This is a genomic window from Polynucleobacter sp. JS-JIR-II-b4 (genome assembly GCF_018687815.1).
GTDB lineage: Bacteria > Pseudomonadota > Gammaproteobacteria > Burkholderiales > Burkholderiaceae > Polynucleobacter.
In genome coordinates this window covers 631,246-643,561 of the sequence record NZ_CP061306.1, presented here as the reverse complement: position 1 = coordinate 643,561, position 12,316 = coordinate 631,246, and the positions used below count along the sequence as shown (strand labels likewise).

Sequence of the window (12,316 nt, the reverse complement as noted above, 5' to 3'; positions counted from 1 at the left end):
ATTATTTGTGATGAATTCACTTAACATCCATATGCAATGCCGAAAACCAAATACCACCCTGCCTCCATCTTCTTTCATTGGCTTGTTTTCTTCCTGGTGGTCGCTGCTTTTGTAGTGATTGAGCTCAAAGGACAGTTTCCCAAAGGCAGCGAGCCTCGTGAGCTATGCAAATCAATCCATGGCGTTATTGGGCAGCTCATTTTTATAGCTATGGCTCTTCGCCTCATCATCCGTTTGACTTATGGCGTTCCTGAGCCCACAAACCCAAAGGCTTTATTCATTTCATTAGCCAAGGTAATGCATTGGCTGCTGTATGCCCTACTCTTGATATCGCCCATCTTTGGCATCTTATATTTTCAGTATGGCGGCAAAGATATCCACTTCTTTGGCTTGGTGTGGCCTCAGCTAGTCACCCCTAATCCAGAGATGAAGAAAGTAGTTGAAGGGATCCATGAATTTTTAGGAAACTCGCTCTACTTTTTGATTGGTATTCATGCTTTAGCAGGCTTATGGCAACATTACGTTGTAAAGGACGATACACTTCGTCGTATGTTGAATAAAGTTAATCCCTAAAATGAAACCTCTCTCTAAAAAAGCCAAGATGGCAATAGGCTGGACCGTCTTAATGACGGTGGTGGGCACCGCGATGCTGCATCAATGGCAATTTTTTGCTATGGGTTGCGCGTCTCTTGCCTTTTTACTTGTAGCAAACCAATACGGCCTTCTTAAAGACCCAGAAGACAAAAAATAATCCCACCTCTTTGGGTGGGATTATTTATTCAGCACCCCAAGACTCTGGGGTTTCTATTACAGAGTTGGATAGTCTGTATAGCCCACCTCTTCACCACCATAAAAAGTAGCGCGGTTGTATGGATTTAGTTTGGCACCCTGCTGAAATCTCTCCGCTAAATCTGGATTAGAAATATAGAGACGGCCATAAGCAACTGCATCAGCCAAATCATCTTCTAACACCTTCTCACCCATTGCCTGATCGTAGCCACCAGCGGTGATGAATTTTCCCTGATAAGCAGCACGGAACATCTCTGAGGTAATAGGAGCATCTTCAAAGACTTGATCGCCACCGCCAGCACTGGTTGAGCGAGGCTCAATCATATGCACGTAAGCTAAGTTATAGCCATTGAGCTTCTTAATTGCAGCAGTGAACAATGCTACCGGATCGCTATCACCCATATCGTTAAAAGTGCCGTATGGTGACAGGCGAACTCCCACTTTATCGCTCGGGAATACTTTGCTTACAGCCTCGATCACTTGACCCAATAGGCGCAGGCGATTATCAATCGAGCCGCCATATTCATCCGTACGTTGATTAGTTTTGTCTTGCAAGAACTGATCCAGCAAGTAGCCATTGGCCGAGTGAATTTCAATACCATCAAAGCCTGCAGCTTTTGCATTCTGCGCTGCCGCCTCAAACTCTTTGAGCAAGCGAGCGATATCTTCCAAACTCATTGCCGTTGGAGTCTCATAATCATGCAACTTCCAATCTGCGCCATACGTTTGACCAGCCGCAGCAATTGCAGAGGGCGCCTCAGGTACACCCTGCTCTGGATGCAAGGAAGAATGGGAGATGCGGCCCACGTGCCACAGCTGCGCAACAATCGAACCACCCTTGGCATGAACTGCCCCAATAATCTCTTTCCATGCAGCGGTTTGTTCCACCGAATAGATTCCAGGCGTCGCTGGGTAACCCTTACCCAATGGAGAAATCTGTGTTGCCTCGGTAATAATGAGTCCGGCACTCGCACGTTGTGCGTAATAGGTTTTAGCTAATGGATTAGGAACATCACCATCAACTGCACGCATTCGCGTGAGCGGTGCCATCACTAAACGGTTTTTTAAATGAAGTGCCCCCAGATTTACCGGAGTGAACATGATTTCTTTGCCTGACATTTGCTGCCTTTTAAATAAGTAAAAAGAGGGTTGACTGTAACAAGGATTAGCAAATATTGCTTAGGATGTGATTATGCAGTTCCAAATTGTTCGCGTATGCAATCTGCTAGCGCGTTAAATTCTTGAGTATGTGCGGTAGAGGGTCGCGCAACCAAAGCAATCACTCTTTTGGGTGCTGGTGAGGCTAGCTCTTTTGCGACTAACTCAGAGTTATTCAATAGACTACTTTTTACGGCCATTCCAGGAAGCAGGGCAATACCAAGTCCAGACTCCACCATTTGCAACAAGGTCAACAAGCTAGTAGCTTCCATCCCCTCAGCCTTACGAATGTCAGTGCGCTTGCACGCTTGCAAACTATGCTCTCGTAGACAATGCCCCTCTTCAAGCAGCAAGAGGCGTTCGGCCATCTTGGCAGGTAAGGTCACTTCTTTTCCCTTCAAGGCGGGATCCCCCTCCTTGGCAACCAACCAAAAATGGTCGTCAAATAATTCCTGAACGAGAAGACCCTCAACATCATATGGAAGTGCTATCAAAGCAAAATCCAATTTATGCTCTGCTAATCTAGAGAGCAGATTAGCAGTGAGATCTTCTCTGAGTGTAATTTTAAGTTCTGGAAAACGACTACGAATTTCCGGAAGCACTGTTGGTAATAAAAATGGTGCAATAGTTGGTATGACGCCCAAACGAATTGTGGCGGTCATGGGTTTGCCGGTTGCGCCCGCATACTCCACCAAATCTTCAGATGCTGCCAAGATCAGCTTGGCACGCTCCAGAACCTCCAACCCCATTGGAGTAATGGATACATTCTGTCGATCACGCTCTACCAAATGTATTCCTAATGCCTCTTCCAGCTCCTTCAGGCCCGCACTTAAAGTCGATTGACCGACAAAACAGGCTTGGGCTGCGCGCGTGAAATTAAGCTCTTTGGCTAATGCAACGAAATACCCCAGCTGCCTTAAGGACGGTAAATAAGCCATTTTTACTCCATTATCGAATAATTAGATTAATACTATCATAATGATTGATTAGACTGATCAATAAATAAGGCGCACACTGCATTCATGGTTGAGAAGGCAACAAAGAACACTCAACAAACCGTATGTCTTAATAAAGGAATCAAAATGGCACGTCCAGAAATCAAAACCATCCAAAACTTAGAGTCCGCCTTTGCCGGTGAATCCATGGCTCATATTAAGTATCGTTACTTTGCTAAATTGGCTCGCGCTGCTGGCGACGAAGAAACCGCAAAGATCTTTGAAGCTACCGCTGACCAAGAAGTGATGCACGCCTTTGGCCACTTAGACTTACTCTACCCTGCCGGCACCATTACTCCTGCACGCGCCTTAGAGATTGCCATTGAAGGCGAAACCTATGAATACACCGAGATGTACCCATCCTTTCGGAAAACGGCAGTTGAAGAAGGCAATGCTGCGGCCATACAAGAAATCGATGAGCAAATTGCGGAATCTAAAGAGCATGCTGAGCAATTTCAGGCGGTATTGGCAAAAGCAGCAAAACGCTTCGCTGCGTTAGCAAACGTTGAAGAGCGTCATGCAAACCATTACAAGCAGGCTTTGGAAAAAGCTAAGGTTTTTGCAGCTCATTAAACGAATCCAGAAATAATTAGAAATTAAATTTAAAATCAATAGACTATTTAAGGAATCAAAATGAAAACTTACCAATGTATCGTGTGCGGCTATATTTATGACGAAGCCAAAGGAATTCCCGAAGATGGTATTCCAGCTGGAACTCTCTGGGCTGATGTGCCAGAAGATTGGGAATGTCCTGATTGCGGTGTAGCAAAAGCAGACTTTGAAATGGTTCAGGTAAGCTAAGACCACTTCAACATCCCTTTACCCTGTTTACCTATTCGTCACTTGGAGAGCCTAGCTTTGGATCAAACTACCCCTCAATCCCAATCCGTAATTGTCATCATTGGCAGTGGATTGGCTGGCTACACTGTCATTCGAGAAATTCGTAAACTGGATAAAGTAGTACCAATTACGCTGGTAACACGTGAGCCTGGTTACTTTTATTCCAAGCCCATGCTTTCCACCGCTCTTGCGAGTAAGAAAGAAGCGGCGCAATTAATCTCCACACCAGCTGATGGCATGGCAACGCAACTAGAAATGACCGTCTTGGGTGAGTGCGACGTAAGCGCAATTAATCCTAGTGCACAAACTATTCACACCAGCAAAGGTGAAGTTCCTTACGGAAAACTAGTAATGGCATTGGGTGCCGATCAAATTCGTCTCCCACTTCAAGGGAGTGCCGCGAACGAAGTCATCACAGTAAATGATCTGGAAGACTATGCGCGCTTTCGCAATGCAATTAATGGAAAAAAGAAAATTGCTATTCTGGGTGCAGGCCTGATTGGCTGTGAATTTGCCAACGATCTAGTACTGGGCGGTTATGAAGTAGATGTGATTGACTTAGCTCCACAAGCTCTGGGTCGCCTCTTACCTGAAGCTGCAGCTCTAGAGCTGCAGGAGAAGCTCAGTGCGGCTGGCGTGCGTTGGCACCTTTCTACAACCGTGCAAGCAATTGATCGTCACGGAGACTCTTTGCAGGTCACGCTAGCTAATGGCAACACAATCTCTTGCGACGTATTTTTATCGGCTGTTGGTCTGAAGCCTAGAATTGAATTAGCTAAAGCATGTGGCATTAACACAGGAACCGGCATTCAGGTAAACCGCGAACTCGAAACCAATATTAAAAACATCTTTGCTATTGGAGATTGCGCAGAGGTGGACGGCTTAGTCCTGCCTTACGTAATGCCCATCATGCAAGCAGCAAGAGCGTTGGCGCCAACCTTAATCGGACAAACTACTGCACTCACCTATCCAGCGATGCCGGTGATGGTCAAAACCCCCGCTTTGGCTACCATCGTTTCTCCGCCAGCTAAAGGTGCCGAAGGCAATTGGACGACAACCTCCGTTGAAGGTGGTCTAGAGTCTCGTTTTGAATCGGCTGACGGCAAGTTGTTGGGCTTTGTATTGATGGGTACCGCTACCGCACAACGTGGCGCCCTCACCAAGGAGCTGCCAGCTATTCTGGCTTAAATCCCCTGAAATTTATTTGATTGATCAAACAAAAAGGCCCGCGATGCGGGCCTTTTATTTTTACAACTGGTAGTGATTAAGAAACGATTACAAACCATGTAGTGTTGTGTGATTGAGCAACCATCAAGAACAACATTGGTACGGATAACAATGTATTTAAACGGGATGTCAACATCGCAACGCGAGCAGATTTTGCCTTAACGTCAGCTTCAACAGCAACGATGCCAAGAGCGCGTTTTTGATTTGGCCAAATAATGAACCAAACGTTAAAGGCCATTACTAAAGCAATCCACATACCTAAACCAATTGCGCGGAATGGAGCTTGCAATGTAAATGCTTGGTGTAGGTAACCATTTAAAGCGGCAACAATCAAACCGGTTAGCACAGTAAACAAAGCTGCGTAACGGAACCAGAACAATGCTGCTGGAGCAATCACTTTTCCAATAGCTGGCTTTTGCTCATCAGGAATCTTTGGCATTGATGGAATTTGCACAAAGTTAAAGTACCAGAGCAAACCAATCCACATCACACCAAACATCACGTGCAACCAACGGAAAATAAATGGGAGTTCGGCAGAACTAAAGTTACCGCCTAAAGCCAAAATAATAAGGGCGAGGAGGACAAAACCCGCAAAAACGGTACGTCCTAAAGAGGTCAAGATTGATGCCATGAAAGGATCTCCTATGAGTAATAATGGGTCTAACTATAAACGATTCTGCTGATTTTGTTTGTGCGGGCCGAAATCCAGAATTCTGACTAAAAATAATGACTTAGCTCTTATTGAGCTGTCCAACCGCCATCCATATTCCAAGCTACTCCACGAACTTCAGAGGCATCTGGCCCACAGAGGAAAACCGCTAAGGCTGCCAATTGCTCTGGACTCACAAACTCTCCAGAGGGCTGCTTTTCAGATACTAAGGCGATCTTTGCTGCCTCATTAGAAATGCCTTCGCGTTCTGCGCGAGCATCTACCTGTTTCTGAACTAACGGGGTTAATACCCAACCCGGGCAAATTGCATTGCAAGTAATGCCAGTGCGCGCATTTTCCAAAGCTGTCACTTTAGTCAATCCAACAATGCCATGCTTAGCAGCAACATAGGCAGCCTTCTGAGTAGAAGCTACTAAGCCATGTACTGAGGCGATATTAATAATGCGGCCCCAGTTGCGTTTTTTCATACCAGGTAAGGCATGGTGTGTTGTATGAAATGCCGAACTTAAATTAATAGCAATGATGGCATCCCACTTATCTGTTGGAAACTCTTCAATGTTCGCGGTGTACTGAATGCCGGCGTTATTAATCAAGATATCAAGTGAGCCAAAACGCTTCTCTGTTTGCTTGATCAGGTCTTCAATCTCCGCGGGCTTACTCATATCAGCGCCATGGTAATCAACCTCTACACCACAGGCTTTAATTTGAGCAATGGCTTCATCTTTCTCACCAAAACCATTGACCATGATGTTAACGCCTTGTTTAGCCAATGCAATAGCCATTCCTAAGCCAATACCGCTAGTAGAGCCAGTAACTAGGGCTGTTTTACCTTTTAATGTGGACATATCATTTACCGTATCAAGTTAACTAAAAAGGGCTGCAGACTGCTTTATGGGCCCCAAAACTTGATGTTACAGGATGTGCTGAACCACCCCCGGAGGTGATGCACCAGGGTGGTCAAAGCCTATTTAAAGCTAGATTTTCTTGAGAGCCCGCAGGATCTTTTCACAGGTGATGGGCTGATCAAAGACGGATGCATTTAATGGTGCCAAGGCATCATTAATAGCGTTTTGAACTGCACCTGGCGCTCCGGCTGTACCAGCCTCACCCGCCCCTTTAGCACCCAATTTGGAAGATTGGGTAGGCGTCTCGACGTGAGCAACCTCAATATCCGGCATCTCATTAGCCATCGGCACTAAGTAATCCGCCATGCTGCCATTGCGCAACAAACCACTTTCGTCATAGAGGCACTCTTCGAACAGAACGCCGCCAATACCCTGAACGATTGCACCGCGCACTTGTTCGTTGACTAACATTGGATTGATAACGCGACCACAGTCCTCTACCGCCCAATGCTTCAATAGCTTCACGAAGCCGGTATCTGGATCAACCTCAACGTAAGACGCTTGCACTCCATTCGTAAAGATGAATGGATATTCTTTTTGTGTGTAGTGACGCGTCACCATGAGATCAGCAGAAAATCCAGCCGGCAAAGTATCTGTACGGAAATAACCTACTCTACCCACTTCACTAAAGGGCAATAATTGCTCACCAGTCGCTTTATCAAGGATATATCCACGACGAGCAGTTAATTCAGCAACAGGTCGATTCAAAATAGCGCCCGCAAGTTTAATGATGTTTTCTTGCAGGGCTTGAGAAGCCAAGAGAACTGCTTCACCGCCAACACCAGCTCCACGTGATGCCCAGGTACCTCCACCATAAGGAGTGACATCGGTATCACCAGTAATAACACGTACTTGATCGATTGGAACCCCAACAGCATCGGCAGCAATCTGGGTATAGATACCTTCAGTACCTTGACCTTGTTCACCAACACCAATCAATACCGAAACCACACCGCTAGGATCCATGCGAACAGTAGCGCCATCCTGCGAGGCAATACGTGCGCCACCCACTCCATAAAAAGCGGGACTTGGATTAGTTAACTCAATCAATGTTGCAAATCCAATGCCGCGATAGATTCCTTTTTTGCGCAACTCAGCCTGCTCTTTGCGCAGGGCGGAATAGTCCATCATTTTTTCAATGGTTCGCAAACATTGTTCATGCGAGAGAACTTCTAACTTAATTCCAGAAATTCCGGAGCAGGGATAAGCGTCATCCGGAATCACGTTGCGCTTACGAAACTCGAGTGGATCCATTTGCAATTTTTGCGCAGCCAAATCTACCAAGCCTTCGGTCACAGCACAAGCAATCGGATGGCCTACGCCACGATACTGACAGGTTGGTGTTTTATTCTGAAAAACGACATTCAGCTTAGCGCGATAGTTTTGATGCTTATAAGGACCACCGACCAAGTTCACGACTTGATTGCCTTCAATAGCACTAGTTCTAGGGAACATGGAGTATGGACCAATTGCAGTCAGATCATCGATCTCAAAGGCCAAGATATCGCCCGCCTTATTGGCGGCTATACGTCCTTTAATGCGATGCTCACGCGCATGAATATCACTAGTGAATGATTCAAGACGGTCTGCAACAAACTTCACGGGGCGCTCAAGCATCATGGCTAGCCCTACGGTAGCGAAATCATCTGGATAGGCGTGAACCTTAATACCAAAAGATCCGCCCACATCCTTGCAAATGACATGTACATCTGATTCTGAAAGCCCAAACTGACGGCAATACAAATCTTGCATCATGTGTGGCGCTTGTTGCGAGTGGTACACAGTAAGGCGACGATCACCTGGGTTGTAATCTGCAATTTGACAGCGCGGCTCGAGCGTGACACCGGTATGACGGCCAAATCCAAAGGTGGCTTCTGCAACTACGTCGGCAGTTGCAAATACTTCATCTACATTACCGACATCGAGGCTACGGGTAAAACATAAATTATCACCAAGGTCGGGATGAATAACCGGAGTATCTGCATCAAGCGCGGTTTCCATGGAAACGACTGCCGGCAACTCTTCCCACTCAACATCGATATGCTGCAAAGCATCTTCCGCCTGCGCTCTAGTTTCTGCAACGACCGCCACCACCGGCTCACCCTGCCAACAAGCACGATCAATTGCTAAGGCGTGTTGAGGGGCAGACTTCATACCAGCTAGGTGACCTAAAGTGGCTACCCAAGGCTTACAAATTTTCGCCATTTGCACGCCATCTACAACCGCAAGAACACCGGGCATCTTGCTAGCATACTCTGTATGAATTTTGCCGATTTTCATGTGTGCTACTGGAGAGCGCCAAAACACCACATGCGCCATACGAGGCAATTGAATATCGTCAATGTAAGTGCCCTGACCTTCAAGCAGACGACGAGCTCCATGTCTTGGTTCGCTATGACCTATGTATCGCTGATCATTTGTTACAGGATCCAGCACCATTCCTTTTAAATCACTTGGCTTATTCATAATACGTTTTCCTTAATACCTTAGGCGTTAGCAAGGACAGGCTTAATTTTTTGGCCCTTGGCACGAGCATCTAACACATCGACGATTGCATCGACGATAGAGTGGTAACCAGTGCAACGACAGTAATTACCTGAGATCCATTCGCGCACTTGTTCGCGCGTTGCTTTTGGTTGTTTCTCAATCAACTCTGCTGCAGCTAACAACATGCCAGAGGAGCAGAAACCACACTGCATAGCGTTGTGGCGCATGAAAGATTCTTGTAGATCTGTCAAAACACCGTTTTTAGTAAGACCTTCCACGGTCTCGACTACGCTGCCATCGGCCTGAACTGCCAGAAATAGGCATCCGCGAATGATTTGCCCATCCACCTTGACGGTACAAGCTCCACACGCGCCCTGCTCACAACCCAAGTGAGGGCCTTTTAAATGTAAATCTTCGCGTAAAAAATCCACCAGGTGTCTGCGTGGCTCAATCTCTGCGTTGACGAGTCGACCATTCACGGTCATTGAAATTTTTTTCTTCAAACTCATTTTGATCTCCGAATTCTTTTGCCTATGCTTGCTGTTTGAGTATTAAGCAATCATGTGCTTGAGTCCACGCTCAAGCAATACACCAATTAAATGTTGTTTCGCTTCTGCGCTATTAGTAATGTCTGCAATAGCTTCGATTTCATTACGCGCTTCGGCTACGGCCTTAGCAATTAACTCATCGTTGAGTTTTTGGCCGTTGATTAAATCCTGCGCTTTAGTTGCCATTACTGGCGTGGCACCAACAGAGAAGAATGTAAAGGCGCAGTGAGTCAAAACATCACCTTGCTTCTGTGCAACTGCAGCTAAACCAGCGACTGCGTAATCGCCATGACGTCTAGCCAGCTCATGAAAATAGAAAACTTCTTGCTTGCTTGCCAATGGAATCTCAGTCGCCACGAGAATTTCATCGGGCTCTAATGAGGTCGTATACAGGTCAATGAAAAAATCGTTTGCAGAAATTCGGCGCTCGCCCGCTGGACCATGAATGATCATCGTCGCCCGTAAAGTCAAGCTGCAAGCGGGCCATTCAGCCGCTGGGTCACCATATGCCAGTGAGCCACCCCAGGTTCCTAGATTACGAATGGCGCGATGGGCAATATGCGGGGCTGCTGCTTTTAAAAGTGGGGCATGTTTTGCGACTAATTCTGAATCTTCAATTTCAGTATGAGTCACTAGAGCGCCAATACGCAAACTATCGCCAACAACAGAAATACCTTTGAGCTCAGCGATATCGGTGATATCGATTAACACTGTGGGCTCAGACAAACGCATATTCAAAGTGGCCAATAAAGTTTGCCCACCCGCAATTAATTGCGCATCATCGCCGCCCTGCTCAAGCAAAGACAAGGCCTCTTGTAAGGCCTTGGGCTTTACATAATCGAATGCTGCAGATTTCATTAAGTCTCCTCCACCACCAATGTATTAAGCTTTTCTAGCTTTTTATTTTTTGCGCTACTTTTTTGTTACCGCTTTTTTATTTACCACCAGCGTCTGACTCCAACGCCACTGTCTCCCCGCCTAATTCTTTTGCAAATTTCTGAAAAAAATCATCTGCAATCTTTTTTGCCGATGCGCTAATTAAGCGACCGCCAATTTGACCTAACTTGCCACCAATCGAAGCTTCCGTCGTATAAGAGACCAAAGTACCTCCTTCGGCTTGCTTTAGCTCCACTCGTGACTTCCCTTTGGCAAACCCTGCCGCCCCACCAGACCCTTCAAAGGCCATAGAGCAAGACTGGTCCGGGATGATGTCACTTAGAAGCAATTTCCCTGCAAAACGGGCTCTAACCGGCCCAATTTTGAACATCACCTTGGCATGAATCTCTTCTGGGGAGATGCGACTGATCTCCTCGCAGCCTGGAATGGACTTGGCCAACACATCAATATCGTTCAAACCCTTCCATACTTCAGGGATTGGAGCGGATATGAGTTGCTCGCCATTTAATTCCATTTGATCTCCTTGGGGTTTGTACGAATAGAGTCTTATCTACCAATTGTTCAACAATGTACCATTATTTAACTTTTGGTCAATAAGTCCAAATTCGGATAAACCCTGAGAATCCATGCGTTTTACTGAAGATAGCGTTACTAGCCCAAATACTGCTGAAATTTCAGAAGGATCCATGGCGCCCACTAGAAAAAGAATGGGGACAGCCGAGCGTAAACGCCAAATACTGGACAGCGCCATTCAGTTCTTCGCTAGAAATGGTATCGATGGCCAATTAAGAAATTTATCCAAAGAGTTGGGCATCACTCATACCCTGCTCTATCACTACTTCCCCACCAAAGATGCGCTGATTCAGGAGGTTTATAAAGAGGTCTTTGAATCTCGCTGGAAGCCAGAGTGGGAAGAGCTGCTGGATGATGACTCCCTCACTCCCGAAGAAAAATTCAATGCATTCTATTTGGACTACTCCAACACAGTCTTAACTTATGACTTTGTGCGCATTTTAATTTTTTCTGGCTTAAGTGATCACTCTATTAGCGATCGCTTTTTCGAGCTCTTGCGCACGCGCTTATTACCAAGACTCATTCGCGAAACTCGCAAGTATTGCGGTAGGCCTGATACATCAAAGCCCACCCAGCGTGAGCTTGAATTTCTCATGGGATTGCATGGTGGCGTTTTCTATATCGGCATGAGACGCTGGATCTATGGACAAGCCATATACGCCGCCGAAAGCCCCAATACAGAACAAGAAATCATTCGCGACCGAGTGCAGTCTTACCTCCATTCTGCTAAATCATTGTTTGCTTAATTCAAAAGGTACCCATGTCTAATCTAAGCCTGAATCACTTCTCCATCCGCAGTCTAGAGATTGAAAAAACGACTGAATTTTTTAGCAAGTTCCTTGGCTTAACTATTGGTCCAAGACCTGAATTCCCTTTCCCAGGCGTATGGCTATACAACGGTGATGAGAGTAGTTGGGCTAATGCGGTCTTGCACCTCATTGCTATCGACAAAAATGATCCGAACGGACTGAAAAAATATTTAGGTGAACGCGACCCCAGCACACTCCATGGATCTGGCGCAGTAGATCACATTGCTTTTTTTGCGACTGGTCTAGAAGAAAAAATTGCCCTCCTAAAGAAACTCAATGTTTCTTATCGCGAGCGCACTGTCCCCGTATTAAAGCTTCACCAAATCTTTTTGGATGATCCTAATGGAGTGGTTATTGAACTCAATTACCCGGCTGAAGAAAAAGCTGCTCTGGATGCGAAAGCGGCATAGGGGCTATT

15 protein-coding genes are annotated in these 12,316 nt (G+C 46.1%); 7 read left to right on the top strand and 8 right to left on the bottom strand.

Features of this window, described 5'->3' with window-relative positions; translation table 11 throughout:
* Positions 1–36 precede the first annotated feature (36 nt).
* Both ICV90_RS03275 and ICV90_RS03270 read left to right on the top strand, forming a co-directional pair.
* Positions 37–573 carry a cytochrome b gene (locus ICV90_RS03275; RefSeq protein ID WP_215359676.1) on the top strand — a complete coding sequence of 179 codons (537 nt, stop codon included), beginning with the start codon at positions 37–39 and terminating at the stop codon, positions 571–573.
* Position 574: 1 nt separating this feature from the next.
* Entirely contained in the window at positions 575–751 is a 177-nt protein-coding gene (locus tag ICV90_RS03270) for a hypothetical protein (RefSeq protein ID WP_215359674.1), read from the top strand.
* A 56-nt stretch (positions 752–807) separates the two neighbouring features.
* Here the strand turns inward: ICV90_RS03270 and ICV90_RS03265 are convergent, their stop codons facing one another.
* Positions 808–1,908 carry an alkene reductase gene (locus ICV90_RS03265; protein ID WP_215359672.1) on the bottom strand — a complete coding sequence of 367 codons (1,101 nt, stop codon included), beginning with the start codon at positions 1,906–1,908 and terminating at the stop codon, positions 808–810.
* A gap of 71 nt (positions 1,909–1,979) precedes the next feature.
* On the bottom strand, positions 1,980–2,885 hold the full coding sequence (locus tag ICV90_RS03260) for a hydrogen peroxide-inducible genes activator (protein WP_215359670.1): 906 nt from the start codon (positions 2,883–2,885) through the stop codon (positions 1,980–1,982).
* A 144-nt stretch (positions 2,886–3,029) separates the two neighbouring features.
* Here ICV90_RS03260 and ICV90_RS03255 point away from each other — a divergent pair, with 144 nt between their 5' ends.
* Genes ICV90_RS03255 through ICV90_RS03245 form a run of 3 tightly spaced genes read left to right on the top strand, consistent with a single transcriptional unit; the run spans position 3,030 to position 4,970 of the window.
* Positions 3,030–3,515, top strand: coding sequence for a rubrerythrin family protein (locus tag ICV90_RS03255; RefSeq protein ID WP_215359667.1), 486 nt, complete (start codon positions 3,030–3,032; stop codon positions 3,513–3,515).
* A gap of 60 nt (positions 3,516–3,575) precedes the next feature.
* Positions 3,576–3,743, top strand: coding sequence for a rubredoxin (locus tag ICV90_RS03250; RefSeq protein ID WP_068321654.1), 168 nt, complete (start codon positions 3,576–3,578; stop codon positions 3,741–3,743).
* A gap of 57 nt (positions 3,744–3,800) precedes the next feature.
* Positions 3,801–4,970 (top strand): NAD(P)/FAD-dependent oxidoreductase, encoded by a 1,170-nt coding sequence (locus ICV90_RS03245; protein WP_215359665.1) that lies wholly within the window; start codon positions 3,801–3,803, stop codon positions 4,968–4,970.
* Between the two features lie 76 nt (positions 4,971–5,046).
* On the opposite strand, the gene ICV90_RS03240 is transcribed toward ICV90_RS03245, so the two are convergent.
* From ICV90_RS03240 to ICV90_RS03215, 6 genes are all read right to left on the bottom strand, one after another.
* Positions 5,047–5,640: a urate hydroxylase PuuD gene (locus tag ICV90_RS03240; RefSeq protein WP_215359664.1), complete on the bottom strand. Its 594-nt coding sequence runs from the start codon at positions 5,638–5,640 to the stop codon at positions 5,047–5,049.
* Positions 5,641–5,747: 107 nt separating this feature from the next.
* A complete protein-coding gene (locus ICV90_RS03235; RefSeq protein ID WP_215359662.1) occupies positions 5,748–6,524 on the bottom strand; it encodes a 3-hydroxybutyrate dehydrogenase in 777 nt (258 codons plus the stop codon).
* Between the two features lie 129 nt (positions 6,525–6,653).
* Positions 6,654–9,050: a xanthine dehydrogenase family protein molybdopterin-binding subunit gene (locus ICV90_RS03230; RefSeq protein WP_215359660.1), complete on the bottom strand. Its 2,397-nt coding sequence runs from the start codon at positions 9,048–9,050 to the stop codon at positions 6,654–6,656.
* Between the two features lie 20 nt (positions 9,051–9,070).
* A complete protein-coding gene (locus ICV90_RS03225; protein ID WP_215359658.1) occupies positions 9,071–9,580 on the bottom strand; it encodes a (2Fe-2S)-binding protein in 510 nt (169 codons plus the stop codon).
* Between the two features lie 42 nt (positions 9,581–9,622).
* Positions 9,623–10,477: a xanthine dehydrogenase family protein subunit M gene (locus ICV90_RS03220; protein WP_215359656.1), complete on the bottom strand. Its 855-nt coding sequence runs from the start codon at positions 10,475–10,477 to the stop codon at positions 9,623–9,625.
* A 76-nt stretch (positions 10,478–10,553) separates the two neighbouring features.
* Positions 10,554–11,030, bottom strand: coding sequence for a CoxG family protein (locus ICV90_RS03215; protein WP_072582970.1), 477 nt, complete (start codon positions 11,028–11,030; stop codon positions 10,554–10,556).
* A gap of 112 nt (positions 11,031–11,142) precedes the next feature.
* On the opposite strand from ICV90_RS03215, the gene ICV90_RS03210 reads away from it, so the two are divergent.
* Positions 11,143–11,835, top strand: coding sequence for a TetR/AcrR family transcriptional regulator (locus tag ICV90_RS03210; protein WP_215359654.1), 693 nt, complete (start codon positions 11,143–11,145; stop codon positions 11,833–11,835).
* 14 nt (positions 11,836–11,849) lie between these two features.
* Positions 11,850–12,308, top strand: a complete 459-nt coding sequence (locus ICV90_RS03205) for a glyoxalase (protein WP_215359652.1) — start codon at positions 11,850–11,852, stop codon at positions 12,306–12,308.
* Positions 12,309–12,316: the final 8 nt, after the last annotated feature.